Genomic DNA, 24,411 nt, shown 5'->3' with positions numbered 1-24,411 from the left:
CGATCAGAATTCGGACCAGTCTTCGGCCGGAGCCGAAGAGGCGGAGGGCTTGAGCGCCAGATTGCCCATGGTGGCGGGCGCTTGCGGCGCAAAGGCGGTGCGGCCTGCGGGTGCACGGGGTGCGGAACGCTGGCTGGAACGGATGAAGGGCACGGCGTCCCCACTGCTCTGGGCGGGGCTGTAACTGGCGGCGGCGGCATAGTTGCCGCCACCATGGGCCAGACCGGTGCGGAAGCGCGAAACGACCGAGTTCAATTCGCGGGCCTCGTCGGCAAGGCTGCGGGCGGCGGCGGTGGATTGTTCCACCATGGCCGCATTCTGTTGCGTCACGCGGTCCATTTCGCCCACGGCATTGTTGACCATATCCAGCCCTGCGGCCTGCACATTGGCATTATTGGCAATATCGCTGACCAGCGTGGTGATTTCGCCCACGCGTTCCACGATACGGCCCAACAAAGTGCCGGTTTCGCGCACGAGGCCCACGCCGCCCGAAACCTGTTCGGTCGAGGTGGTGATCAGCGCCTTGATGTCCTTGGCCGCGTCGGCGCTGCGCTGGGCCAGCGCGCGCACTTCGTTGGCGACCACCGCAAAGCCCTTGCCTGCATCGCCTGCGCGGGCGGCTTCCACGCCTGCGTTCAGGGCCAAGAGGTTGGTCTGGAAAGCGATGCCGTCGATCACGCCGATGATCTGGTTGATTTCCTGCGCGCTGCGCTCGATGGCGGCCATGGCTTCGATCGCGCGGGTCACCACCATGCCGCCTTCGGTGGCTTCCTGATGGGCCTCGGTGATCGACTTTTGCACTTCATTGGCGCTCTTGGCGCTTTCTTTCACGCCTTCGGTCACCTGATTCATCGCGGCGGCGGTTTCTTCCAGCGTGGCGGCCTGTTGTTCGTTGCGGCTGGAAAGATCGTGCGATGCCGTGTGGATTTCGTTGGCACCGGTCAGAACGCCCGCCGCGCTGGCGCGGACCGATTCCAAAGCCTGCGCCAGCGAGGTGGCCGCAGCGTTGAAATCCTGACGCAATTCGTCATGACCGGCGGGGAAGGGTTCACGGATGATGCAGTCGAGCTGGTTGGCCGACATTTGCTTGAGAGCGGCGCTCAGCTTTTCGACGATCACGGCTTGGGCAGCACGCGATTCTGCGCCTGCATTGGCGCGGTCGCGCCAGCTGACAACGGTGCGGGCCATGCGGCCAACGCAATCGCGATATTCGGTGTAATGCACGGGGCTGGAGAAATCGCCCTGCGCCATCGCCTCCATGCGTTCGACCATCGACATATAAGGCGTGGAAATGCGTTCGGAGGCTGCGGAAATGGTGACGATAATGCCCAGCAGGCCCAGCACCGACAGCCCGATGGCGATGGTGCTGTTCACCAAGCCAAAGGCCAAAAGCACCACGCCGAGCACGCCCAGAGCGCCGCATGCGCTCAAAACAAACAGCAATGCCCGGAATTTTTCCCGAATCGGGGCTTCCTTTTCAAACCAGTCGAGCATCGTCTTCTCCAGAAACCGCCTAAATTCTGCGGTTTAGTAGGCGGATTGGCCTAATGTGGTTAATCATAGAGCGCGGGAGGCAACGTCCTGTTTTCGCACTGCCCCGTATTTACCCCGAGTGGGCAAAAGCCTTGGATTTCGGCGCTTAGGCCGCCTGCCGCAGCGGGGGCGCGCTTTTGAAATGTTCCACCATGCCCGTCATGGCTGTCGCTTCTTGAGACAGGCAGCGCGCGGCGGCGATGGCTTCTTCGGACATGGCGACATTGCGTTCGGTAATGGCGCCCATTTGCCCAATCGCCTGATTGGCTTTGGCGATATGGCTGGCCTCCATGGCCGAGGCATCGGCAATTTCGCTGATCTGGTTGCGAATCTCGCCCACGCGCGCCACGATTCGACCCAAAAGGTCGCCCGTTTCGCGCACCAGTTCCACCCCGCCTGCAACCTGCTCGGTGGAGCCGGAGATCAGCGCCTTGATGTCATGGGCGGCGTCTGCGCTGCGTTGGGCCAGGGCGCGGACTTCGCTGGCGACAACGGCAAAGCCTTTTCCGGCATCGCCTGCGCGGGCGGCCTCGACTCCGGCGTTGAGCGCCAGCAGATTCGTCTGGAAGGCGATGCCGTCGATCAGATTGACGATCTGGCCGATCTGTTCAGAGGAGCGTTCAATGTCGCTCATCGCCGCGCTGGCGCGTTCGACCACATCGCCGCCGTCGGAGGCTTCGAGATGGGCCTGCGCGATGCTGGCCTGAATCGCGCGGGCATTGCTGGCGCTGGCCTCGATGGTGGCCGAGACTTGCTCCATCAGCATCCTTGCCTCGTCCAGCGCGCCCGATTGCGCTTCATTGCGGCGGGCCAGATCGCTGGAGGCTTCATGAATCTCCTTGGCGCCCTTGTTCACCCTTTCGGCCGCCTGCGTCACGCCGCCGACGACCTGGCTCAATTCGGCCAGACTTTGGTTAAAGGTGAGGCGGAGCGATTCGTAATCGCTAGCCAGGGGCTCCTGAATGCGGTGCTGCAAATTGCCCTCGGCCAGTTGTTGCAAGCCTTGCGACAGGGCCTTGACCAATTGCGCCTGATGCGTGGCGGCCACTTGCAGCGCGCGGGCATTGGTGCGGAACACTTCGATCGATCGGGTCATCATCCCGATCTCGTCATTGCGGTGATCGGTGGTGATGCCGGTGTCGAGCTGACCCGCGGCCATTTGCACCATCGTATCGGCGGTGTGGTGCAGCGGGCGCAGGACAAATTTCTCCTGCGCATTTTTGGCGATCAACAGCATGGCGATCAACAGCAAGCCAATTGCGCCCAGAAGGGCCAGCAGCAGGTTGAGAGTTGTATTGCTGCTATCCTGCAGAGCCTGTTGGCGCTGCTGGGCCTTGGCGGTCAGCGCGTCAATATCGCCGCGATGCTGGATATAGAGCGCGGACAGGCGTTGGTAGGAGGTTTGCGCGGTCACCATATCTTTCGCGGCGATCGCAGGCAGAAAAGTTTCGTCCATTTCCTTCCAGAACGCCAGACCGGATGCATGCGCGCCCGTGGCCAGCTGTGCCTTTAACGCCTCATCCAGATCCGAGTCGCGCCAGAAGTTGGTGCGCTGCTGGAAATCCGACTCCAGTTGCGCCAGCCTCGCTTTTTGTCGGGGCAACGTATCGGGCGCTTGCAGCAGCAGGCTGGCCTCCAGATAGGGCTCGACGACAAACAGCGGCGGTGGCAGCGTATCGGCAAAAAAGTCGCTGATTTGCTGGTTTTGGTGGTGGATTGGTCCGCCGATGCGAATGCGGCTGATGCCGAAACCGGCGATGGTGATGGCCAATGCCACCACAGCGATAATTATTGTTGCGCCTCTTTGGCTCTTGATCATGATGGACATGTGCGACCCCCGTCACGATGCCACGCCGAAAACCCCTGTTCTCTGTGGCGAATGAGCGTCTGTTAACCATCCAAACCAAAGCTCCACTTAGTGTCCCCTAGGGATTTGTGCATAGAAGCGGGCTGGCATTTGTTTTGTCTATTTGGGCTACACCCAATGCATCGCCTCACTGGCGTTAACTATGTATTCCAGACAGGAAGTAAGCCGAGATGAACGATGCACGGGTGCTGGTCGTAGACGATTCTGCCGCCATGCGAGCGCTGTTTTCCGATGTGCTGGAGCAGCAGCGGAACGTGACCGTGATAGGCACGGCCGCCAATGCCGATGAAGCCCGCGAGCAGATCGCCCTTTTGAAGCCCAATGTGGTGACACTGGACGTGGAAATGCCGGGCATGAGCGGCATCGATTTTCTGGCCGAGTTGATGCAGACCAACCCGATGCCGGTGGTCATGCTCTCCTCGCTGACGCAGGCGGGAACCGAAACCTCGCTCAAGGCCTATGAGCTGGGCGCGGTGGAATGTTTCCCCAAGCCGCTGAAGGCCACGCCGGAACAATTTGCGAAGACAGTGGGCAAGCTGGGCAAGATTGTGCTGGCCGCTGCCAATTCGAACGTGAAGAACAACAAGCCTTCCGCCGCCGCCAAGGCGGAGCTGAAGGCGGCACAGGAAGTGCAATTCACCTGGAACGGGCATTTTCTGGCGATCAGCGCCTCGATGGGGGGCATTGATGCCTTGACCCATATGCTGGCAGCTTTCCCCGAAAATTGCCCGCCCACCGTGATTGTGTTGCAGAGCGAACCGGCTCTGGTGGCCACCTTCATCCATCACATCACCAGCGCGTTGAAGTGCAAGGTGGTGGTGGCGCAGGATGGTGCAGCCTTGACCGCTGGAACGATCCATATTGCCGCCGATCCGGAAAAGCATGTGGTGTTCGAACCCGGCTCGCCGCCCAAGCTGCGCATGGTCTTGCGCGATCCGGTGGATGGCGCGCGCCCCTCGGCCACGCTGTTGTTTGGCACCATGGCGCGTGCGGGGGTTCCGGCCGTTGGCGCTTTGTTGACCGGCATGGGCGCTGATGGCGCCAAGGGCTTGAAGATGCTGCGTGATGCAGGCGGCAAGACCTATGTCGAAGATCCCAGCACGGCTACGGTGGGTGAAACGCCGGCCGCGGCAGTGGCGGCCGGTGGCGCAGAGAAAGTGCTGCCTTTGGACCAGTTGGGCGCGGCGATCCTGTCGAGCTGCAACCAGTCCTGACAATAGGATAGGCAATCAGGGAAGGCTCCCGGCTCTGGTCGGGGGCCTCTTTCTGCATTGTGTGTTGTCGGTACAAAATAGAACGCCCCCTGACCCTTTTCGAGTCAGAGGGCGTCCATCTTCCTGCTGGCCGCCATGCTGCGGGCTAGGAGGGAGGGCCGTAAGACAGCATGGCAGCAGCAGAACCTATCTTTCAGGCTGCGACCAAGTGATCAGGCCGAAGCCCTTTTGATCGTGCAGGACAGATGTGAACCGTTGATGCGCGCGGTGTCAGGTCACCAAGGCAGCCTCGATCGCGATACGAATCGCTTCGGAAGTGTGGTTGGCTCCCATCTTGGTCAGCATATTGGCGCGATGGATTTCCACCGTGCGCGGGCTGATCGACAGTTTCTCGCCGATCATGCGGTTGGACAGGCCACCGGCCACACCGGCCAGCACTTCCTTTTCACGCTTGGTGAGTCGGTCGACGCGGCTGCGGGCCAGCGCCTCGCGCAGTTTCGCGCTGCCAAACACTTCTGCCTTGGCCTCAGCCTCATTGACCACGCGCGAGATTTCTTCGCCGCTGAAAGGCCATGCGATATAGTCAATCGCCCCTTCCAGCACGGCGGTAACCACTTGGCGCGTGGTCGGTTCCTGGGCAAAGCCGATGACCGGCAGCCATTGGCCCAACCGTCCCATCTGGTTAAGCAGGGCGCCGATGGCGCGGCCATCATCATGCACCAACAGCAGGCCATTCTTGGGCCAGCGGGTGATGAGTTCCGAGGCATCCTCGAAAGGTTCGACATGGATCATGCTGCCGGCCAGACAGTGCGAGATAGCAGCTCTACGCCGTACATCGCCATCCACGAGAAAAAGGCTGGTTCCGTTTGTCAAAGTAACCCTACCCCCTATTACACACACGATTATTACTTAGCAAAGTCGGCCAATTGTTGCAGATTAACTGGCTCCGTTACGGGGTAGCCTTCGATCCGAAATCGACTCATTGCCAAGGGTTTAGGGGGATGCACTTAGGGCTCTGTCCTGCCCAATAGTTTCGGGTTTTTATAGGCCAAAGTAACCATTTAACGGTTAGATTTGTTTCTTGAATAGGTTTTAGTTTACAGCCGGTTTACTCCAACGGCTCGGAAAATTTTTTTGCAATCGTTTGGCAGTGTGGCACGAATGCCATGCCCTTTAGGGCTAGGTTCCCCCGTTCATGCTCTCGGCGATCTCGATAAAGTCCTGTCGGACCCTCTGCAGCATGGCCGAGTCGAAGTTGAGGACACTATCCAAAACGGCACGTCGCGCGGTGGTGTAAATGTGCAGCAGCGCCTGCGCCATACTGTCATCGCCCGCCACGCCCAGTTGCAATGCGGTAAGGGCGGACACGGCGCGGGTCAAAGACTGGCTCTTGCGTTCATTATCGCCCCGTTCCTGCGCCAATAGCGCGCTGCCAATGGCGGCGATCAATTGCTCGTAACACATCCGCACCAGTTCAGCGGGATCCCCCCCGAGCGCACGCGCGTTAAAATCTACCCGACGATAGACTTCGGCGGGATCTCGTCTGCCTAGCATGTTCATAACGCCTTAACCGCTTGTATTGTTCCACGCCGCGATCTGATTTTTCATATAGGTCAGCGTGGAATTATACGTGGCAACCGTGCTGTTGGCGGCCGAATATTGGGTGATCAGGCGCTGACGCAGCGTTTCCTGCTGGGTGGCGATCTCGGTCTTCTTGGCCGTCAAGGTCGTCGTCAGGTCGTTATAGGCGGTGATCGAACCGGCCAGCGATCCTGGATCGGCGGCGGTGGTCAGCGCCGAGATCGTGTTGAACATCGTGGCGTAAATGCCATAGATGCCATCGGTGAACATCGCCGCAACCCCGTTCACATTGCTGGTCAAGGCTGAGCTCAGCATGCTGGAGTCCAGAGTGAAGCTGCCATCCTTAGCCATGGTCACGCCCAGATCGGCCAAAGTCGATGGCTCGCCCGATGCCGCGTTCGGCATGATCACCGTGTTGACCAGAGTGGAAAAGGCCCGCTTGGCCGCCTTGGCGCCGGAGTCATTATAGAGGTTTCCGGTGCTGGCCGATGTGTCGGTGTTGATTTCCGTGACCAGCGTGTTGAGCGCGCTGACCAGATTGGTCATCGTGGTCTTGATGGTGCTCGACGGGTCGGAAAAGGTGATGGTGGTGGCATTGCCGCTATTGGTGCCGGTCAGTTTCAGCGAAAGGCCAGGGGCAGCATTATCGATCGTGTTGCTGGTGCTCGTGCGGCTGATGCCGTCAAGCTTGTAGACGGCATCGGTGGCCGCAAGTACACCAGACATTGTGGTGGAAGTGCTTGCCGGATTATAGCTGAAGATGGAAAGACTGTTGTCACCGGTTGCACTGGCATCATCGCTCGTGGTGATGGTAAAAGCGTTGGCAGCGCCTTCTGCGCCTTTCATCACCAATTGGGATCCGTTGGCATTGGTCGCGATATAGGCGGTGATGCCGATGTCGGCAGAGTTAATCGCGCTGGCCAGATCCGCCAAGGTTTGCCCATCGGTGATGGTGATGGTGGTTGAGCTATGGCTGGCGTCTGCTGCAAAGCTGCTGCCGGTGATCGTGCCGAAATCGAAGGTGAGTGTTCCGCCTTTAAGGGTGGAGCTGGATGTCAGGGCTACACCGGTGGCGGGCGTGACGCCGGATGCCGATGGCAGGGTGGTGGCCAGCACTTGCGATGCGGCCAATTGGGTGACTTCCAGCGTGTAGCCCGAGGTTGAGCCAGCGCTGCCCGAGGGCAGGCTGGCAGAGGCGACCGAACTGTTGGTCACCGTCGGTTCAGGCAGCAGGCCGCCGCTCTGGATCAACGTATTGAGCGAACTGGACAGCGTCAGCAGATCGCTCTTGAGCTGGGAAGCTTCCGAGATCTGCGTCGACAGCTTGTCAATGCGCGTGGTCAAAGCGTTGGTTTGCGACATATATTGGGCTTCGGAAATCGTGCCCGCCAAAGCGGTCATATCAATCCCGGTACCTCCGCCCAGTGCCGTAAGCAGGGCAGAGCCAATGGTAGCCGCATCGCTTGTGGTGGTCGTCGTGGTCGACGTGGAGGAGGTTGTTGTAGCCATGATAGGGAGAACGTCCTCTTTGAGCCGGAATTAAGCGTTTCAGGCCGGAATTTCGGGGCGATATTGGTCTTCCGGATCGGGGCGGCCATCGCCGTCGAACCGCATTTCCACCGGCAGATCCATGATGGGCACAGGACGCGCCTCGCCACGCTTCAGCGCCATGACAAAGGCCAGCACACCGGCCACCGCGCCATAGAGTTCCTCGCGGATCATCTGGCGTTCGCGGGTGGTGTAATAAAGCGCACGGGCAAGGCCGGGGAAGGACAGGCAGGGCAGATCATATTCAGCCGCCAGTTCGCGGATGGCCAAGGCCTTTTCGCCGCGCCCTTTGGCCAGCACCACCGGCGCCATGGCGATTTGCGGGTCCCATGCCAGCGCCACGGCGAAATGGGTGGGGTTGGTGACCACGAATTGCGCTTTCTTCATCGCGCCCGCAATGGCGCCCATGGCGATCTGGCGCTGGCGTTGACGGCGATGGCCGCGCGCTTCGGGGCTGCCTTCCTGCTCCTTGTTCTCGTCCTTCACTTCCTGCAGGCTCATGCGCAGGCGGCGCATACGGCGGACCCATTGCACGGGAAAGTCGATCAGCGCGATCACCACCAGACCGCCCGCCAATTGATAGAACAGGTTGGTCAGCGCGCCCCATGCAAATTGCAACTGCCCGCTCAGGCCCACGGCGTTCAATTGCAGCATCTGGTCCACGCGCGACGAACCCCAGCTATAGGCGATCGTGCCCAGCAGCAGCACTTTGAGCGTGCCCTTGGCCACTTCGATCCAGCCATTGGGGCCGAACATGCGGGCAAGGCCCGACATGGGATTGATGCGGCTGCCCTTGGGGGCCAGATTGCCGAATTGAAAGCGGCCGTTGCCCGCAGGCCCCAGCTGGGTGATGATGGTGAAAGCAATCACCAGCATGCCCAGCAGCAGCACGGGCGGGGCCAGACGCATGGTGATCCGCAAACCGATCCGGCCCGGCTCGAAACTGTCCAGCGCGGCGCGGTCCCAATGCATCCCGCTGCGCATCGTTTCGGCCATGCCTTCAAACATCCACGGGCCCGCCAATTGCAGAAAGGCCGCGCCGATCAGCATGGTGGCGGCAACACCCAGATCCTTGGAACGCAGCAGGTCGCCATTTTTGGAAGCGTCCTTTAAGCGCTTTTCGGTTGGTGCAAATGTCTTTTCACCACTGGTTTCCTCGGCCACGGCCTCAGACTCCTATCAGACGGCCCGAAGCGGCAATGGCTTGGGCGGAGAGTTCGACCATACGGTCGGTCAGGATGGGCGCGGTGGCGATCAGCGCGGCAAAACCGCCCGCAATCGTGACCGGCAGGCCCAGCGAGAACAGGTTGAGCGCAGGGGCCGAGCGCGAGAGCACGCCTGCCACCACCATCACCAGCAACAGCATCAAAGTCACCGGCAGGGCCATGGCCAGAGCGGTGGCAAACAGCGTAGAGCCAAAGGACACAATCTCCATGAAACGGTCCGGCCCCAGCCAGGTCTGGCCCGGCGCAAACACCGTGTAGCTTTTGACCACCAGCGCGATCCAGTGCAGATGCGCGCCCACGCCAAAGAACACCAGCGTCAGCACCACGGTAAAATATTGGCCCAGCGCGGGGCTGGAACGCCCGCTTTGCGGATCGACCGAGGCGGCGATGCTCATGCCCATGCCGCCACCGATCATTTCAGCGGCAATCAAAGGGGCGGCAAAGGCAAATTGCAGCACAAAACCCATCGCCGTGCCCACCAGCACCTCGCCTGCCACGGCCAGCAGGCCGGAGGCGGAAAACAGATGGGCCGGTGCCTGCACATTGGTCCAGCCTGCCACCAGCAGGGCAATGGCGCCTGCGGTGATCACCCGCACCTGCGGGGGCACATTGACCATGCCGAACAAGGGCGCCGCCACCAAAGCCGCGCCAATGCGCGTCATCAGGAACATCCAGCGCCAGAATTCAGCCTCGATCGGGCCAAAACCAAAGTCGATCGCGATCACGTGTCTCGCCCTTACTGGCCGGGAGCCGCGCCCAGATGGGCAATGGCGGCAAAAATATCGCGGGTGAAATCCTGAATGAGGCCTAGCATGCTGGCGCCAAACAGCATCAGCACGACGGCGGTGACGATCACCTTGGGGATGAAGGTCAGCGTCTGTTCGTTGATCGAGGTGGCCGCCTGAAAGATCGAGATCACCAGACCTACCGCCAGACCGCTGAGCAGAACCGGCGCGCCGCACAGGGCCACCACGTAAAGCATCCGGTCGGCAAGGGCCAGCATGGCATTGGTTTCATCCATGGCGCGTCTCCTCTCAGGCGAAGCTGGCAGCAAGGCTGCCCATCAGCAAAGCCCAGCCATCCACCAGCACGAACAAGAGCAGCTTGAACGGCAGCGAGATCATCGCGGGGCTCATCATCATCATGCCAAGGCTCATCAGCACGGCAGACACCACCAGATCGATCACCAGAAAGGGCAGATAGAGCATGAAGCCGATCTGGAAGGCGGTCTTGAGTTCGCTGGTGACATAGGCGGGCAGCAGGATCGAGAAAGGCACATCCTCGGGCCGTTCAAAGCGCGGACCCTTGGCCATATCGGCAAACATGGCCAGATCGGTGCGGCGGGTCTGGCGGATCATGAAGCTGTGAAACTCCTTGCCAGCGGCCGAGATCGCTACGTCAGCGCTCATCTGGCCAGCGGAATAGGGGGCGATGGCATTGGCGTTCACGCGTTCCAGCGTGGGGCTCATCACAAACAGCGAGAGGAACAGAGCAAGGCCGATCAGCACCTGATTGGGCGGCGACTGTTGCAGGCCCATCGCCTGACGCAGGATCGAGAAGACCACCAGAATGCGGGTAAAGCTGGTCATCATCAGGATCAGCGTCGGCAGAACCGTCAGCAGACCCATAATGATCAACATTTGCAGCGAGAGGGTTAAACCTCCGCCCGGTCCGCCGTTCATAGAGGCGAAAGCGCGATCCATCGCACCCGGCAGGGCCGAGGGCATGGAAGGCACAGCAGGAGACGCAGTCTGGGCGAAAGCGGCGCCCGGGGTGAGGAGGCTTGCGGCCAGCGAAAAAGCGACAAAAATAAAACGTGCGGGCACGAGCGCGCGCGACAGCACAAATGGCGACGAGATCACTTGTCGATCCTCCGCAGGGTCTGGGCAAAATCGGGGCCTTCGCGGAAGGTTTCCTCGAAATCATCCTCGGGCAGGTTAACGCGGGCAGGGGCCTCGGCCAGACGGGTCATGCCCTGACGGCCGGTGGAAACCAGAATTTCGCGGCCGTGAAACTCGATCACCAACAGCTTTTGCGTGGGGCTGAGCATCAGCGTTTCCACCAGCTTCACGCTGCGGCCATTGCCATTGGCCATGAACTTCTTTTGCAGCTTTTGCGCCATGCGCAGGCTGCCCCAGATCATGGCCGCGATCAGCGGCAGCAGGATCAGCAGTTTGACGATATACCAGACCATCAGTCGATATCCGCCACCGGATTGGCGCCCTGATCGGCCATTTCGACAATGCGCAGGCCAAAGCGGTTGCCCTGAGCCACAATCTCGCCCTTGGCGATCACCTTGCCATTGACCATCACGTCCAGCAGTTCGTCGGTCAGGCGGTCGAGCAGCACGATGCTTTCCTCGCCCAGCGAGAGCACATCTTTCAGCTTCATATCGGTGCGGCCCAGTTCGACCGAGAGGCGCACATCAACGTCCTTGAGGAAATCAAAGCCGCGGGTGGAAAAACCGGTTTGGAAGTTCATTGGGCGCTCCTGTTATCTGCAAAGGCTTGATTGATTTGAACGGCCACACGATCATCCATCGTGCCGACCGTGCCATAGGCTATGGTGGAATCTCCCACGCGCAGCGGCACCTGCCGCGCCACCGCCACCGGCAACACAACGCCGGGGGCCAAAGTGGCAATGGTGGGGAAAGAGATACGCATATCGACCAGGATGGCGCTGACGCTGACCGGCACATCGCCGAAGGGGGCGCTGGACGGATCGGCGGGGGCACGCGGGGCCGACTGGGCCATGGTGACTACGCCCGCATCGCTATAGCCGAACAGGCGGGCGAGCGAGGCAAAGGGCATGGCAAAGGTGATCAGCCAGGGCAGAACCCCGCCATCGTCCACTTCCATCGTCCACATGGCCAAGGGCGTGTTGTCGGCAAAGGGAGCCAGCATGGCCAGATTGCCATCGCGGCGGATCGCGGACAATTCCGGTGTCTGCCCGCTGCGTGCGCCGCCAGCGGTCGCGGTGACGGCGGCGGAGAGATTGTCGGCCAGCATGGTTTCCATGCGGGACAGCATCAATTCGGCGGCCATGGGGAAGGCCTTGGGCAGCGGAGCCGGAGCCTCGCCCTTGCCACCAAACGCGCGGTCAACAATGCGCAGCATCGGTTCGGCTTCAATCGACACCAGCATCGGCGTCTTGGCATCGCCCACCGCCATCAGGCTGTTGGCGGCCAGCGAGGCGATCGACTGGTGCAGGCTGTCGAGCGTGGTTTCGCGCGGGGTGGTGCAAGACACCATCGGTGCCTCGCCACCCAGCAGCGGGGCCAGCGCGCCGGACAGGCGGCGGGCGTAGCGTTCGCCCATCCGCTTGATCAGCGGCAACAGCTCGTCCGGCCCGGGGCCTTGGCGCAGAAGTTCTGCGCAATGCTCCGCCAGGGGGCGTTCTGCAAGGAATTCGCGCTGCGGTTTCATGCTAATTGGGTTTCCGTATCAAGCTTGGGGCAGGGTTACTGGACGAGGAAGCTCTTGAAATAGACGGCATCCACGCCGCCAAATCCTTCCTCATCGGTCAGCACCTTGTTGATGGCGGCAGTCAGACGCTTCTGAAGCTTTTCCTTGCCTTCCACCGTGGACACTTCTTCCTCCGGCGTGTCGGCCAGAGCTTTCAGCATTTCCGAGCGCACGGCCAGTTCATGCTTTTTCAGCCACATCAGCACGCGGCCATCGCGGTGGGTCGAGCAGGCAATGCTGACCTGAACCAGCGAGGTGGAGTCCTTGAGGTTGGAAGTGAATTCCTCGGTGAAGGTATAATAGGAAGTCTTGTAGGGGCTGCCGCCCTCGCCTTCGACTTCCTTGGCGCCGCCTTCCTCGCCGCCATGACCGCCTTCGCCGCCTGCCTTGGGGGCATAGGGGTCTTCCTCGCCTTTCTTGATCAGCTTGGGCGAATTGTCGACATGGACGGGTTCGGCATGCGCGCCGCCACCGATCAGGCCCATTTTGAAGGCGGCAAAAGCCCCGCCGCCGCCAACGGCCAGCATCACCACGGCGACGATGATCACCAGCATCATCGGGCTTTTGCCCTTTGCCGGCTTATCGTCCTTTTCGGCTTTCTCTTTGCTCATGGTTCAATACTCGATCTGGAAGGCCGCAAGGATCAGGCGAGGATGCCGGCGCGGCGGGAGAGGATGGAGGTGGTGTCTTCGGCCGTGGGCGCGTTGCCCGCAGCGGCGGCGCGGACGGGCTGGGCGGCGATGCCCTGCGCGTTCTGGCCGGCAAAAGTCTGGCTGCCATTCTGCCCGTTGCCGCCCGATTGGCCGCCGGTTTGACCCCCCGTTTGACCATTGCTGGCCATTTGCTTGGCAAGGCCGGAGTCATAGGTGTTGGCGCTGCCCGACTGGCCCTGTTGCGAGGAACTTCCGGTGTCGGCGCTGGCGGCGCTGGCCTGCACTTGGGCTTGGGCCTGCGCCATCGCGGCTTGCGCTGCGGGGGCAAAGGCGGGGTCGGCGCTGGACATGGAAACGGACAAGCCGTCCTTGTCCTGCTTGAAGCTGAGCGAGACGCGGCCAAATTCGGCGTGCTGGATGCTGGTTTCGACGACAGAGGCCGAACCGGAGCGGGCGGCCTGACGCGCTTCCACCAGACGATCGACCAAGGCGGCCATATCGGTGGCGGGTGCGGTCTGGCTGCTGGCGGCGGCGCTGGTGGTCAACGTGTCGCGCAGGGCGTCTGCGGTGGTGGCCGAAGCGATAGTGGCCTGCTGGGCAGCGCTCTGGTCCAATACGGGCAGGGGTGCGGCTTCAACCTTGGCGGCCAGTTGGCCGGTCTTGTCGCTGCTCGCATCGCTGTTCTGCTGGCCGTTGGTGTCGGTGCCTTGTTCCGTCGTAGCCCGGGTCGTAACCGGCTGAGCCACTTGGGTGGCTGCCTGTTCGACACTGCTCTGACGCGGCGTGGCGATGGTGTCGGTGGCCGTTTCTGCCGCGGCTTCGGTTTCGATCACAACTTCGCCGAGCATAGTAGCGTTGGGGGCAGCGTTGGGGGCAGCCTTTGGCGCAGCGGCGGCAATATGCGGCGCCAAAGCAGCGGCCATCAACGTGCTCTGCTGGCTGGCCTGTTCGTCCGACATGGGATCCATGCTGGCGAGCTGGGCAGCGGTTTGGACGGTCGCGACCTGCGCCACATCTTGCGCGGTTAGCGTGACGGTTTCGCTGGGCGCGGTTGTGGCGGTCGCGGTCACCGTGGGGGCGGCATCGACCGGATTGTCCATTGGCGCGGCCATTTGGGCCACGGCCTGGGCCACAGGCGCCTCAACACTGGCCTGCTTGGGCGAAGGCTGGCTGGCATCCCGCATGTGCGGTGCCAGTTGGCTGGTCGTGTCGGCTTGTTTGGTTTCCGGCGCATGGGTGGTAGCGGGCGTGGTGACCGGCTGCACAAAGGTGGCGGCCAAGGCCAGCGCATCGTCGGGCAGGACTGTATCCGTCGTTTCATCTGCCCCTGCCGCTTCTTCCGTCACCTCATCTTGTGCGATGGGCTGTTCGGCGTCGGCGGCCTTGGTGCGCGTGGCATTCATCGCCTTGGTCAGGGCGGCAAGGATCGGTTGGGTCGCGGCCTGCGGCAGGGCTGGCGTGCTATCGGTCGCCGCCGCTTCTTCGGTCACATCCTCTTGCGGCAACATACTGGCCGAGGCGGCAAGCGGAAGCGGCAAGATTTTGCCGGTTGCCGCCGTTGTTGCCGTTGCCGCTTCTGCCGCTTTGTCGTCCAGCGGCGGGATGGCCACAGCCGCCAGATCGCTGGTGGCCGCGTCGATCAGTTGCGCCGTGGTGGTGGGAGCGGCGGCCTGTGGAGCGGCTTGCTGCGCCAGAAGTGCCGAAAATCCGCCATTGCTGGCCGGATCGGCGCTGATCTGCGCTCCGTTGCCCGCCACGCTATCGCCCGACAGCATGCTGGCCAGCGTGCTGGTAGCGGCAGTCAGGTTGAACAGGTCGGGCATAGGTTTCGTCTCCGAATGAAGTTTGCCCTGACTATTATGCAGGGTCCGTGCCAATTCGCTTTGCGCCCATCATCTGGGCTGACATTTGGGCATATTGACGCTTGGCGGCCAATTGGCGCGCCTGTTCGCTGGCGCGCTCTTCCACGGCGGAGCGGCGCTTTTCGGCGGCGGCCAGCTCTTGCTGGCGGCGGTCGGCAATGGCTTGGGCGCGTTTGGCATCGGCCTGTGTGGTGGCGCAAATGCCCTGCAAACCGGCGGTGAAGCGGCCCAATTGGCGCAGTTCGCCACCATCGGTAGCATCGGTACGGGCGGCATATTCCGCCGCCAAGGCGCCCGTGCGGGTCGCCAATTGGGAAAGTTGCGCGAAAGTGGTTTCGGCTCTTGCCGCCTCGCCTGCCGCCGTCTGTTTGGCAATGGCGCGGATCTTTTCCAGCCTTTGCAGGCGTTTCAGCTTGTCGCGCTCGGCCTTCATGGCTCAATCAATGCGGCAAGTTCGGCAACGGCTTGCCCCAGCGGCACGATTTTGCCGCCTTCCTGCGTCAGAAAGTCCACCAGCGCCGGATGCATGGCAATCGCGCGGTCCAGTTGCGGGTCAGCCCCCGCTCGATAGGCGCCCATCAGCACCAGATCGCGGTTGGATTCATAGCTGGCCACCAGAGCGCGGAAGATGCGCGCCACCCGTTGATGGTCCTTGGACACAATATCGGTCATCACGCGCGAGAGCGATGCGGCAATATCGATCGCCGGATATTGCCCGCGCTGCGCCAGATCGCGCGACAGCACGATATGGCCATCAAGGATCGAACGGGCAGTGTCCACCACCGGATCATCCTGTGAATCGCCATCGGCCAGCACGGTATAAAGGCCGGTGATCGAGCCGCCGCTTTGGGCCGAATTGCCCGCACGTTCCACCAGTTTGGTGATCGTGGCAAGGGCGGAAGGCGGATAACCACGCGCTGCGCCCGGTTCGCCCAGCAAGAGGCCGATTTCGCGTCCGGCATGGGCCACGCGGGTCAGCGAGTCCATGATGAGCAAAACCTTGCGCCCCTGCGCGCGGAAATATTCGGCCATGGATGTGGCGAGCAGCGCGCCGCGAATGCGCAGATTGGGCGCATGATCGGCAGGCACGGCAATCACGGCGGTGGAGGCGCGCTTGGCCCCCGCCATATGCCGCTCGACAAAATCGGAGACTTCGCGGGCGCGTTCGCCGATCAGGCCGACGATGACGATTTCCGCGCTGGCACCATGGGCGATCATATCCAGCAGCACCGATTTACCCACGCCGGACCCTGCCATAATGCCGATACGCTGCCCCACGCCAAAGGTGGTGATCGCGTTCAAGGCACGCACGCCGGTATCAAAACTCTGGCGCACGGGGCTGCGGTCCAAGGCGCCGGCGCGCACGCCGCCTGCGGGCCATAGCGCGCCGGGGTGAAGGGGCCCAAGCCCGTCAATCGGTTTACCCTCGCCATCGACAGCGCGGCCAAGGAAGGCTTCGCCCACCGGCAACATGCCGGGCTTGCCAATCGGGCGCACTTTGGCGCCAGGGCGCAGCATCACCGTATCGCCCAGCAACATCATCAAAGTGCGGCCATTGCGGAAACCGATCACCTCGGCGGGCAGCGAATGGCCATTGCCATGGCTGATCCGGCAGAGCGCTCCCACGGGCACGCCAAGGCCGGATACCTCCAGCAAGCCGCCATCGCAGGCCGCCACCACGCCATAGCGGCGGGGGGCCAAATCGACCCGCGTTTGCGCCATGGGGTCCAGCAATTCGTCAAGCAACAGCTTCACTCAAGGCCTCCAATATCCAGCGCCTCGATAATCGCGCGGCGCCATTGTTCGGGGCCGTCCTCGGCGCCGCCAACCTCCATGCCATTGCTGCGGCATTCGACGCGGATGGTGCCGCGCGGCAGGTTGGGGTCGGGGGTCATCACGTAATCCTCGGGCACCTGAGCCTGGATCAGCGTCAGATCCTGTGGATGCAGGCGCAATACGCGTTCATCATCGGTGCGGGTGAACATGGCGGCGGCGCGTTCTACACGGCGTAGCAGGGCTGCCTCGTCCAGCGCCAGCGGGGCTAGCGTTGCCTCGCATAGCGCCACCACTGTTTCCAGCAGACGCTGGCGGAATTGCTCGGCCAGTTCGCCGTCCAGCTTGCGCAGCGTCAGTTCCAGCCTTTCGCGGCGCAGGGCATTGTCTTGCGCCTCACGCTCGGCTGCCTCGCGGGCATCGAGCAAGCCTTGCTCATAACCTTGCGCGCGGGCCTCGGCGATGGGGTCGGCGGCGGGGACGGCCTCGTTATGGCGGCCACCGAAATTCACCCGACGCAGGCCGCCTTTCACAAATTGCCCCTGCATCGCGGCCAAGGCCATGGGCATCACCGGCGCTTCGGTCTCCTCGGCGCTGGCAAAGCGGGCGTCGGGGCGAAAGCCGGATGCGTCTCCCATCAGGGCGGAAAGGTCTGCCATATTTATAACCCCTGATTAGACGTAATCATCATCGCCAGAGCCAAAGCTGATCACACCTTCGGCAGCCAGACGGCGGGCGGCGGCCACGATCTGCTTTTGCGCCTCGATGCAATCGGCCATTTTCAGGCGGCCACGGCTGGCGATTTCGTCGCGCACACCATCGGCGGCGCGGCTGGACATGGCGGCAAAGAACACCTCGCGCTGCTCCTCGGGAATGCCCTTGAGCGCGTTGATGAGAATGTCGCTTTCCACCTCGCGCAGCAGCGAGCCCATGGATTTGGCGTCGAGCACGAAGAGATGTTCGAATTTGAACATTTCGTTTTCGATGGCCTTGGCCAGCACCTTGTCCATCTTGGTGATTTCCGGGATGACCTTCTTTTCCACCGACTTGGCGGAATTGTTGATGATCTCGGCAGCGTTCTTGGCTCCGCCCATGCGCAGGGCGGCCTTGCCGTGGAACTGGGTGATGCGCTGGCTGAGCAATTCTTCCAGCATGGTCAGCGCTTCGGGTTGAACCGGCCCCATGGTGGCGACGCGATGCACCACTTGCGTCTGTTGATCACCGGGCAGGGCGTGCAGGATTTGCGCCGCCACATCGGGTTCCAGTTGCACCAGCAACACGGCAATGGCCTGCGGATGTTCACCCTTGATCATCGGGATGATGGCCGAGGCATTGAGCCATTTGGCCAGTTCCAGCGAAGAGGCTGGCGGCGCATCGGGGATGATGCGCTCCATCAGATTGTCCGCCTTGACCGAGCCGACAGCCTTACGCATCATGGCGTGGACTTTTTCCACCCGCCCATGCGCGTCAATGCCCAGCCTTTGCGTGCGGGCGCAAAAGGCGTCGACCGAATGCATGATCGCCTCGGGGGCAATCTCGCCGATCTCCACCATCTTTTCGCCCAGCACGCGCAATTCTTCCGGCGTCAGTTGCGACAGCAATTTGCTGGCTTGATGATCGTCCAGCAACATGATGAACACAGCGGCCGCTTCGGCATCGCTCAATTCGGGCATGTCGGTTGCGGCATTCTGGCCTTCAACAGCATTCATCGCGGTCATGCTGCATTCTCCTCGGGTGCTGGTTGCAACATCTGGCGCAGGGCAATCACGGCATCATCGGGCTTGGTATCCACGATCTGCTGGGCAAGGCCGACCTGACGGCCCAAAGCTGCGGCATCAATCGGCGCGGGGGGCGGGGCCTGCAACTGGGGTGCCATACCGCCGGTTTCGGCGGAGGCTTCCTCATCGTCCTCATCCTCGGCGGCTGCGCCCTTATTGCCTTTCTTGCCCTTGGCGCCCTTGACCGGCTTGGCCTTGTCGCCGCGCACGGCATTGATCAACGGGCGGACACCCAGCAAGAGCACCATCAAAGTGCCCAGCAGCATCGCGCCATAATGCAGCGCGCGGGCAAACCATGCGGTTTCATAGAAAGGCGTGGCGGCTGCGGTTAAAGGTTCAAAGCTGCGGACAACCACGGCCACCTGATCCCCGCGTGCAGGGTCGGCGCCAACGGCGGCGGAAACCAGCTGCTTGATCTGGTCAATGTCTGATTGTTTCGCCTTGGCCATCGCCTTGGCGGACAGGGCCACGGCTACCGACAGGCGGCGCACCTTGCCCGGCCCTTGGTTGATCACCGAAACCTCGCGGCCCAGCTCGTAATTCTTGCTGGCCGAGCTTTCGGTGGCGGCCGGCGCAGCGGCGGCGGGCGAGGCGGGTGTGCCCTGCGGCGCGCCGGGCGAAGGCTGGGTTACGGGCGGCGGCGTGTTGGACAGCACGCCCGGCACGCCAGCGGCCTGTTGGCCGGTGGGTTGCTGGCTCTGCTGGCTGGTTTCGCTGCGCACCGCGCCGGTCTTGTCATAGGTCTCGCGGGCCGAGGTCGTCTGCTGCATATCCAGATCGACCTGAATCTCGCTGGAGAAATTCTCCTCGCCCAGCATCGGGGTCAGCAGCGCGGACACTTGCCCATGCAGCTTTTCCTCCATGCGCGCCTGCATTTCCAGACGGTCGGAATCCGCGCCGCTCTTGTCGGTCAACAGGCGGCCACGCTGGTCCACCACTTTGACCGCATCGGGCGAAAGACCCGGCATGGAGCCAGCCACCAGATTGACGATGGCCGAGACCTGCCGGTCCGACAATTGCCGCCCATCGGCCAGACGCACCATCACCGAGGCCGAAGGCGCGATCTGGTCGCGCACGAACACCGATTTCTGTCCCTCGCCCAGATGGACGCGGACCGATTGTACCCCCTCGATCTCCTTGATCGAGAGCATCAACTCATGCTCCTTGGCGGCGCGCAGGCGTTCGTCTTCCAAGGCGCGCGAAGCGCCCATGGGCAATTTGTCGAGCGAGGAGCCCGCCGTATCGGGCACAGCCAGCGCGCCATTTTGCGCCACCACCATGCGGGCGCGATAGACATTGGCCTCGTCCACGGTGACGGCGCCGGTCGAACTGTCGATCGAATAACCGATCTTGGCCTTGTCCAGCGCGTCGACCACGCTGGCGCGTTCGGCATCGTCCAGCTGGCTATACAGCACGCGCTGCGGAGCCTGTGCAAGCATACCCCATGCCAGCGCGCCCGCCCCGATCAAAGACATGCCCGCAAACCAGGGCATGGCTTTCTTCACGGCTTCCTGACCCAGAAAGGCGCGGGCGCGATCCATCGGGGCGCCATTGCCATCGGTCAGGGGGGCAAGCAGGGACTGTCCCGCAGCAGCATTGTTGGCGGGCACGAGGTCAGCCATTTATCAAACCCCCATTTTCATGATTTCCTGATAGGCACTCAGGAGCTTGTTGCGGACTTGCAGGGTGGCTTCAAAACCGACCGAGGCTTCCTGTCGGGCCAGCATGACCTTGGCCACATCCTGCGTCTGGCCGGTTTCATAGGCCGTGGTCAGGTCGCTGGCGCGGGTCTGGCTGGTGTTGACGGTTTGCAGGGCGTTTTGCAGCGTCTGGGTAAAGCCGGGGGCGGCGCCTACGGAAGTGGCGCTGGTTCCGTTTTGTCCCTGTTGGCTGTGCACTTGTTGCAAGACCTGTGATTTTTCGATGATTTGGGCGCGCAATTCCATGATTTCGCGCAGACTGTTGGCACCGGCAAAGCCGCCGCCTATTCCAGAGATGCTGCTCATCTACGGCCTCCACCAATAGCGGCTACCGGCAATCCTGCTTCGCGGAACGAGGCAAGGCGATAGCGCAGGGTTCTTTCGGAAATGCCCAGCTGGCGGGCGGCGGCAAGGCGATTGCCACCGCAGGCTGCCAGCGTTTCGAGGATCGCTTTGGCTTCACTGATCTGCACGATATTGGCCAGCTTGCGCGCGGGGGTGAGGTCAACCTCGCTGACCAGCGCGGGCTTGGGCGCTTCTTCCATCACCAACCGGGCCGATCCATCAAACTGGATATGCTCGGGGCGGATTTCACCGCAGCTGTGACCGCCGATCCCTTCGGCCAACAGCAAAGCGCGACGAATGACATTTTCCAATTCGCGCACATTGCCCGGCCAGCTGTGCTGGCGCAGCATGTTGAGCGCTTCCTTGGTGATCCAGGGCAGATCGCGGCCTTCGGCAGTGTGGCGCAGGACCAGCGCGAAGGCGAGCGGGGCAATGTCTTCCATGCGGTCGCGCAGGGGCTTCAACGCAAGGGGGAAAACATTGAGGCGATAGTAAAGGTCTGCGCGGAAGCGGCCCTCGGCCACTTCGGTGGGCAGATCGCGGTTGGCGGCGGCGATGATGCGCACGTCGATCTTGACCGGCTGGGTCGAACCGATGGGCACCACTTCGCCTTCCTGCAGCGCGCGCAACAGCTTGGCCTGCAGCGAGATCGGCATTTCGGCAATTTCGTCCAGCAGCAGCGTGCCACCGTCAGCGGCGCGGAAGAAGCCTTCATGCGCGCTGGTGGCGCCGGTGAAGGCACCCTTGGTGTGGCCGAACAGCAGCGCTTCGAGCATGGCTTCGGGCATGGCAGCACAGTTAACGGCGACGAAGGGGCCCTTGGCGCGCGGGCTGCGGTCATGGATAAAGCGGCTGAGCACTTCCTTGCCGGTGCCGGTGGGGCCGTTAATCAACACGGGAATGTCGCTGGCGGCGAGACGGTCGGCCAGGGCGAGCACGGACAGGCTTTCAGGATCGGCGGCGATCGGAGCAGAACCCTTGGCGCGGGCCGAGGCGCAGGCGACCAGCGCGGCCATCGTGCCTTCGTCCGCCGCATCGGTATAGGTCAGGCCAAAGCGCAGGCCCTTGACCTCTTTGGTCGCGGGCAGGCGTTCCAGCTTGCAGCGTTCACCGCGCGCCAGCGTCAGGCTGGTGGTGGTATCGCCTTGCAGGGGGGACGCCGCCGATTGGGCGTCGAAAAGGCGCAGGCGATAGGCATCGCCCAGCGTTGCAATGATCGCGCTGCTGCGCTGGACCAACGGGGCGTGGCGCAGTGCCAGATCCACGTCTTGATCGATAAGGTCCATTGTTTCGGCGTCCTTCGTGTTAACCATGTCTCGAAGGAGTTTTTGCCGCCTAGACGTCAAAGATGATGGTAATTTAAGGCCTAGGATCTCCACTTAAGTAGTTCCCCAAAATCCCAGCAAAACAGGCGTTTTTCACGGGGTGCAAATTAGGGGGCGAAAAAAAGTTGAAAGGGGGCGTTAAATTTTTTGCCGCTTTGCCGTTCGCGCGTGCGAAAAACGGTCAGATTTTGCCGCTGCCGGTGATTGCCCCACGAATCGCTTGCGAATCAGTGACCTGCAAGGATTGGCCGCGGCAACCGGCAAAAAGCGGCAAGCGCTTGCCGAAATTTTGCCTTTCAGCCTTAAAAATTGCGCCAGCCATCCGCCTTTCGTCATGGCAGCCAGTCCGACTGATCGGGGTGGCTGGCAACTCGACCAATGATCGGGAGTAAACCATGGCTGTAATCAACACCAATGTGAGCGCATTGAAGGCGGCTGCCGCTTCCAATACCGCCGCAAGCATGACCTCGCAGGCGATGACCCGCCTGTCGACGGGCAAGCGCATCAATTCGGCATCGGACGATGCCGCAGGTCTGGCGATCGCCACTTCGATGACCTCGCAGATCAATGCGAACAATCAGGGTATCAAGAATGCCAATGACGGCATTTCGCTGGCCCAGACCGCGCAGGGTTCGCTGGATGAAGTGACCAATATGCTGCAGCGCGTCCGCACGCTGGGCGTTCAGGCACAGAATAGCACCTACACTTCGACTGACAAGACCAACATGCAGTCGGAAGTGGATGCGCTCAAGACCCAGATCAACAACATCGTGACCAACACGAAGTTCAACGGTCAGGCTGTGTTTGGCGCCGGTGCATCGGACGTTACCTTTGGCATCCAGGCCGGCAATGATTCGATCACGCTGACCAGCAAGGCACTGACCTGGACCGCGAACTCGAGCGGCCTTGATGTGACCGCCAGTGCCGCAACAACGGTATCGAAGGTTGACACTCTGCTGTCTGCTGTGGCTGCTACCAATGCCCAGTTGGGCGCCGGTCAGAACCAGCTGACCTCGGCGGTTAACAACATGACCAATCAGTCGACCAACCTGTCGGCTGCTCGCAGCCGTATCCAGGACGCCGACTATTCGGAAGAATCGACGGCCATGGCCAAGGCCCAGATCCTGTCGCAGGCTTCGACTGCGATGATTGCTCAGGCGAACCAGTCGTCGCAGAACGTGCTGTCGTTGCTGCGTTAAGACTTCATCCGCGCCTGACCCGGGCTCAAGGTCAGGCGCGGAACCTGGTGGCCTAACAAGCACCAAGCATCAAATTCAATTTTCAAGACCGGTTAACAGGCAGCCGCGGCTTGTCTGCAAGGTCTTGCTTGTCCATTTTAATCATCTGAAAATAATGAGAAAAATGGATAATTCGACTTAAATCCGGCAAAATTTTGCCGCTCTTGTCTGGGAGTGGAGACAAGCCGAAACGCCGGATTTTGACCAACTCGGGATTTTGATCGGGAGTAGACCATGGCTGTAATTAACACGAACGTTAGCGCACTTCAGGCTGCCAATGCCTCGAACTCGGCTGCTGCGATGACCTCGCAGGCGATGACCCGCCTGTCGACCGGCAAGCGTATCAATTCTGCATCGGATGATGCCGCCGGTCTGGCGATTTCGACCTCGATGACTTCGCAGATCAATGCGATGAATCAGGGCGTCAAGAATGCCAATGACGGCATTTCGCTGGCCCAGACGGCACAGAGCTCGCTGGATGAAGTGACCAATATGCTGCAGCGCGTCCGCACGCTGGGCGTTCAGGCACAGAACAGCACCTACACTTCGACTGACAAGACCAACATGCAGTCGGAAGTGGATGCGCTCAAGACCCAGATCAACAACATCGTGACCAACACGAAGTTCAACGGTCAGGCTGTGTTTGGCGCCGGTGCATCGGACGTTACCTTTGGCATCCAGGCCGGCAACGATTCGATCACGCTGACCAGCAAGGCGCTGACCTGGACCGCGAACTCGAGCGGCCTTGATGTGACCGCTAGTGCCGCAACAACGGTATCGAAGGTTGATACTTTGCTGGCGGCTGTTGCTGTCACCAACTCCACCCTGGGTGCGGGCCAGAATCAGCTGACCTCGGCAGTCAACAATCTGACCAACACCGCGACCAACCTTTCGGCTGCCCGCAGCCGTATTCAGGACGCCGACTATTCCGAAGAGTCGACGGCCATGGCCAAGGCCCAGATCCTGTCGCAGGCATCGACTGCGATGATCTCTCAGGCAAACCAAAGCTCGCAGAATGTGCTCTCCCTGCTGCGCTAAGGTTAATGCCTTGAGTTAAAGCCTCGGCTTTAGTGCAGGCCCGGCATCCCCCCGAAGGATGCCGGGCCTGATTGGCTGAAAAAAATGCTGTTTGCCGGTCATTTTGTGGCCGGCTTTTTGCTGTTTGTGGAGAATTCCAGAAGCAAATTATTGATTTAAAAAGAAATTTTAACTTTTCCAAAAGTTGCTCCGCGAAAGCTTAAAAAACTCTGCCAGCAACCGCTCTTATCTGTGAGAGCCACGGAACTTCATGACCGGCGAGCTCG

25 protein-coding genes are annotated in these 24,411 nt (G+C 61.5%); 4 read left to right on the top strand and 21 right to left on the bottom strand.

Translation table 11 applies throughout. The features are described 5' to 3' along the window. Window positions 1-3 precede the first annotated feature (3 nt). Together EOE18_RS01865 and EOE18_RS18645 are read right to left on the bottom strand one after the other, a co-directional pair. Window positions 4-1,494 carry a methyl-accepting chemotaxis protein gene (locus EOE18_RS01865; RefSeq protein WP_127705583.1) on the bottom strand — a complete coding sequence of 497 codons (1,491 nt, stop codon included), beginning with the start codon at window positions 1,492-1,494 and terminating at the stop codon, window positions 4-6. Between the two features lie 145 nt (window positions 1,495-1,639). After that, complete coding sequence (locus EOE18_RS18645) at window positions 1,640-3,361, bottom strand: methyl-accepting chemotaxis protein (protein WP_127705581.1); 1,722 nt, start codon at window positions 3,359-3,361, stop codon at window positions 1,640-1,642. A gap of 209 nt (window positions 3,362-3,570) precedes the next feature. Here EOE18_RS18645 and EOE18_RS01855 point away from each other — a divergent pair, with 209 nt between their 5' ends. Beyond that, window positions 3,571-4,614, top strand: coding sequence for a chemotaxis protein CheB (locus tag EOE18_RS01855; protein ID WP_127705579.1), 1,044 nt, complete (start codon window positions 3,571-3,573; stop codon window positions 4,612-4,614). Window positions 4,615-4,884: 270 nt separating this feature from the next. On the opposite strand, the gene EOE18_RS01850 is transcribed toward EOE18_RS01855, so the two are convergent. The 19 genes from EOE18_RS01850 to EOE18_RS01760 all read right to left on the bottom strand — a co-directional run bounded on the left by EOE18_RS01850 (window position 4,885) and on the right by EOE18_RS01760 (window position 21,830). Beyond that, window positions 4,885-5,406, bottom strand: coding sequence for a response regulator transcription factor (locus EOE18_RS01850; protein ID WP_246027203.1), 522 nt, complete (start codon window positions 5,404-5,406; stop codon window positions 4,885-4,887). 387 nt (window positions 5,407-5,793) lie between these two features. Further along, the gene (locus tag EOE18_RS01845) at window positions 5,794-6,168 is read right to left on the bottom strand and encodes a flagellar export chaperone FliS (RefSeq protein WP_127705574.1); all 375 of its coding nucleotides are present in this window, start codon (window positions 6,166-6,168) and stop codon (window positions 5,794-5,796) included. A gap of 12 nt (window positions 6,169-6,180) precedes the next feature. After that, window positions 6,181-7,704 (bottom strand): flagellar filament capping protein FliD, encoded by a 1,524-nt coding sequence (gene fliD, locus EOE18_RS01840; RefSeq protein ID WP_127705572.1) that lies wholly within the window; start codon window positions 7,702-7,704, stop codon window positions 6,181-6,183. 39 nt (window positions 7,705-7,743) lie between these two features. Continuing rightward, on the bottom strand, window positions 7,744-8,907 hold the full coding sequence (locus tag EOE18_RS01835) for an EscU/YscU/HrcU family type III secretion system export apparatus switch protein (protein ID WP_127705570.1): 1,164 nt from the start codon (window positions 8,905-8,907) through the stop codon (window positions 7,744-7,746). A 4-nt stretch (window positions 8,908-8,911) separates the two neighbouring features. Next, on the bottom strand, window positions 8,912-9,694 hold the full coding sequence (fliR, locus tag EOE18_RS01830) for a flagellar biosynthetic protein FliR (RefSeq protein WP_127705568.1): 783 nt from the start codon (window positions 9,692-9,694) through the stop codon (window positions 8,912-8,914). 11 nt (window positions 9,695-9,705) lie between these two features. Continuing rightward, window positions 9,706-9,990 (bottom strand): flagellar biosynthesis protein FliQ, encoded by a 285-nt coding sequence (gene fliQ, locus EOE18_RS01825; RefSeq protein ID WP_127705566.1) that lies wholly within the window; start codon window positions 9,988-9,990, stop codon window positions 9,706-9,708. Window positions 9,991-10,003: 13 nt separating this feature from the next. After that, the gene (gene fliP, locus EOE18_RS01820; RefSeq protein WP_425464274.1) at window positions 10,004-10,831 is read right to left on the bottom strand and encodes a flagellar type III secretion system pore protein FliP; all 828 of its coding nucleotides are present in this window, start codon (window positions 10,829-10,831) and stop codon (window positions 10,004-10,006) included. After that, window positions 10,828-11,163, bottom strand: coding sequence for a flagellar biosynthetic protein FliO (locus tag EOE18_RS01815; RefSeq protein ID WP_127705564.1), 336 nt, complete (start codon window positions 11,161-11,163; stop codon window positions 10,828-10,830). The genes fliP and EOE18_RS01815 overlap by 4 nt, the downstream gene beginning before the upstream one ends. Next, entirely contained in the window at window positions 11,163-11,450 is a 288-nt protein-coding gene (gene fliN / locus EOE18_RS01810; protein ID WP_127705562.1) for a flagellar motor switch protein FliN, read from the bottom strand. Before fliN ends, EOE18_RS01815 begins: the two co-directional genes overlap by 1 nt. Then, window positions 11,447-12,394 (bottom strand): FliM/FliN family flagellar motor switch protein, encoded by a 948-nt coding sequence (locus tag EOE18_RS01805; RefSeq protein ID WP_127705560.1) that lies wholly within the window; start codon window positions 12,392-12,394, stop codon window positions 11,447-11,449. Before EOE18_RS01805 ends, fliN begins: the two co-directional genes overlap by 4 nt. Window positions 12,395-12,429: 35 nt before the next feature. Continuing rightward, a complete protein-coding gene (locus EOE18_RS01800; RefSeq protein WP_127705558.1) occupies window positions 12,430-13,044 on the bottom strand; it encodes a flagellar basal body-associated FliL family protein in 615 nt (204 codons plus the stop codon). A 32-nt stretch (window positions 13,045-13,076) separates the two neighbouring features. Continuing rightward, window positions 13,077-14,909 carry a RodZ family helix-turn-helix domain-containing protein gene (locus tag EOE18_RS01795; protein ID WP_127705556.1) on the bottom strand — a complete coding sequence of 611 codons (1,833 nt, stop codon included), beginning with the start codon at window positions 14,907-14,909 and terminating at the stop codon, window positions 13,077-13,079. Window positions 14,910-14,943: 34 nt separating this feature from the next. Continuing rightward, complete coding sequence (locus EOE18_RS01790) at window positions 14,944-15,381, bottom strand: hypothetical protein (RefSeq protein WP_127705554.1); 438 nt, start codon at window positions 15,379-15,381, stop codon at window positions 14,944-14,946. Beyond that, window positions 15,378-16,670 (bottom strand): FliI/YscN family ATPase, encoded by a 1,293-nt coding sequence (locus EOE18_RS01785; RefSeq protein WP_127705853.1) that lies wholly within the window; start codon window positions 16,668-16,670, stop codon window positions 15,378-15,380. The genes EOE18_RS01790 and EOE18_RS01785 overlap by 4 nt, the downstream gene beginning before the upstream one ends. Window positions 16,671-16,699: 29 nt before the next feature. Then, window positions 16,700-17,380: a FliH/SctL family protein gene (locus EOE18_RS01780; RefSeq protein ID WP_127705552.1), complete on the bottom strand. Its 681-nt coding sequence runs from the start codon at window positions 17,378-17,380 to the stop codon at window positions 16,700-16,702. A 15-nt stretch (window positions 17,381-17,395) separates the two neighbouring features. Continuing rightward, complete coding sequence (locus EOE18_RS01775; RefSeq protein ID WP_246027202.1) at window positions 17,396-18,439, bottom strand: flagellar motor switch protein FliG; 1,044 nt, start codon at window positions 18,437-18,439, stop codon at window positions 17,396-17,398. Further along, entirely contained in the window at window positions 18,436-20,121 is a 1,686-nt protein-coding gene (gene fliF / locus EOE18_RS01770; protein ID WP_127705550.1) for a flagellar basal-body MS-ring/collar protein FliF, read from the bottom strand. The genes EOE18_RS01775 and fliF overlap by 4 nt, the downstream gene beginning before the upstream one ends. A gap of 3 nt (window positions 20,122-20,124) precedes the next feature. Beyond that, complete coding sequence (gene fliE / locus EOE18_RS01765; RefSeq protein ID WP_127705548.1) at window positions 20,125-20,505, bottom strand: flagellar hook-basal body complex protein FliE; 381 nt, start codon at window positions 20,503-20,505, stop codon at window positions 20,125-20,127. After that, the gene (locus tag EOE18_RS01760; RefSeq protein WP_127705546.1) at window positions 20,502-21,830 is read right to left on the bottom strand and encodes a sigma-54 interaction domain-containing protein; all 1,329 of its coding nucleotides are present in this window, start codon (window positions 21,828-21,830) and stop codon (window positions 20,502-20,504) included. The genes fliE and EOE18_RS01760 overlap by 4 nt, the downstream gene beginning before the upstream one ends. Before the next feature lie 164 nt (window positions 21,831-21,994). Here EOE18_RS01760 and EOE18_RS01755 point away from each other — a divergent pair, with 164 nt between their 5' ends. The 3 genes from EOE18_RS01755 (at window position 21,995) to EOE18_RS01745 (ending at window position 24,145) form a co-directional block, all read left to right on the top strand. Next, window positions 21,995-22,261, top strand: coding sequence for a hypothetical protein (locus EOE18_RS01755; RefSeq protein ID WP_127705544.1), 267 nt, complete (start codon window positions 21,995-21,997; stop codon window positions 22,259-22,261). Between the two features lie 3 nt (window positions 22,262-22,264). Further along, window positions 22,265-23,068 (top strand): flagellin N-terminal helical domain-containing protein, encoded by an 804-nt coding sequence (locus EOE18_RS01750; RefSeq protein WP_127705542.1) that lies wholly within the window; start codon window positions 22,265-22,267, stop codon window positions 23,066-23,068. A gap of 273 nt (window positions 23,069-23,341) precedes the next feature. Next, window positions 23,342-24,145 (top strand): flagellin N-terminal helical domain-containing protein, encoded by an 804-nt coding sequence (locus EOE18_RS01745; protein ID WP_127705540.1) that lies wholly within the window; start codon window positions 23,342-23,344, stop codon window positions 24,143-24,145. Window positions 24,146-24,411 lie beyond the last annotated feature (266 nt).

This window comes from Novosphingobium umbonatum (assembly GCF_004005905.1).
In the GTDB taxonomy this organism is placed as follows: Bacteria; Pseudomonadota; Alphaproteobacteria; order Sphingomonadales; family Sphingomonadaceae; genus Novosphingobium; species Novosphingobium umbonatum.
The sequence above is the reverse complement of the archived record's forward strand: the minus strand, read 5'-3'. Positions and strand labels throughout refer to the sequence as shown.

Excerpts from the sequence above, each read along its gene's own strand:
- EOE18_RS01760 (WP_127705546.1), bottom strand. The coding sequence starts at position 21,830 with ATGGACCTTATCGATCAAGACGTGGATCTGGCACTGCGCCACGCCCCG.
- EOE18_RS18645 (WP_127705581.1), bottom strand. The coding sequence starts at position 3,361 with ATGTCCATCATGATCAAGAGCCAAAGAGGCGCAACAATAATTATCGCT.
- fliQ (WP_127705566.1), bottom strand. The coding sequence starts at position 9,990 with ATGGATGAAACCAATGCCATGCTGGCCCTTGCCGACCGGATGCTTTAC.
- EOE18_RS01790 (WP_127705554.1), bottom strand. The coding sequence starts at position 15,381 with ATGAAGGCCGAGCGCGACAAGCTGAAACGCCTGCAAAGGCTGGAAAAG.
- EOE18_RS01795 (WP_127705556.1), bottom strand. The coding sequence starts at position 14,909 with ATGCCCGACCTGTTCAACCTGACTGCCGCTACCAGCACGCTGGCCAGC.
- EOE18_RS01815 (WP_127705564.1), bottom strand. The coding sequence starts at position 11,163 with ATGGTCTGGTATATCGTCAAACTGCTGATCCTGCTGCCGCTGATCGCG.
- EOE18_RS01785 (WP_127705853.1), bottom strand. The coding sequence starts at position 16,670 with ATGGCGCAAACGCGGGTCGATTTGGCCCCCCGCCGCTATGGCGTGGTG.
- EOE18_RS01865 (WP_127705583.1), bottom strand. The coding sequence starts at position 1,494 with ATGCTCGACTGGTTTGAAAAGGAAGCCCCGATTCGGGAAAAATTCCGG.
- EOE18_RS01775 (WP_246027202.1), bottom strand. The coding sequence starts at position 18,439 with ATGACCGCGATGAATGCTGTTGAAGGCCAGAATGCCGCAACCGACATG.
- EOE18_RS01845 (WP_127705574.1), bottom strand. The coding sequence starts at position 6,168 with ATGCTAGGCAGACGAGATCCCGCCGAAGTCTATCGTCGGGTAGATTTT.
- EOE18_RS01805 (WP_127705560.1), bottom strand. The coding sequence starts at position 12,394 with ATGAAACCGCAGCGCGAATTCCTTGCAGAACGCCCCCTGGCGGAGCAT.
- EOE18_RS01780 (WP_127705552.1), bottom strand. The coding sequence starts at position 17,380 with ATGGCAGACCTTTCCGCCCTGATGGGAGACGCATCCGGCTTTCGCCCC.
- fliN (WP_127705562.1), bottom strand. The coding sequence starts at position 11,450 with ATGAACTTCCAAACCGGTTTTTCCACCCGCGGCTTTGATTTCCTCAAG.
- EOE18_RS01855 (WP_127705579.1), top strand. The coding sequence starts at position 3,571 with ATGAACGATGCACGGGTGCTGGTCGTAGACGATTCTGCCGCCATGCGA.
- fliF (WP_127705550.1), bottom strand. The coding sequence starts at position 20,121 with ATGGCTGACCTCGTGCCCGCCAACAATGCTGCTGCGGGACAGTCCCTG.
- EOE18_RS01745 (WP_127705540.1), top strand. The coding sequence starts at position 23,342 with ATGGCTGTAATTAACACGAACGTTAGCGCACTTCAGGCTGCCAATGCC.
- fliE (WP_127705548.1), bottom strand. The coding sequence starts at position 20,505 with ATGAGCAGCATCTCTGGAATAGGCGGCGGCTTTGCCGGTGCCAACAGT.
- EOE18_RS01850 (WP_246027203.1), bottom strand. The coding sequence starts at position 5,406 with ATGATCCATGTCGAACCTTTCGAGGATGCCTCGGAACTCATCACCCGC.
- EOE18_RS01800 (WP_127705558.1), bottom strand. The coding sequence starts at position 13,044 with ATGAGCAAAGAGAAAGCCGAAAAGGACGATAAGCCGGCAAAGGGCAAA.
- fliD (WP_127705572.1), bottom strand. The coding sequence starts at position 7,704 with ATGGCTACAACAACCTCCTCCACGTCGACCACGACGACCACCACAAGC.
- EOE18_RS01750 (WP_127705542.1), top strand. The coding sequence starts at position 22,265 with ATGGCTGTAATCAACACCAATGTGAGCGCATTGAAGGCGGCTGCCGCT.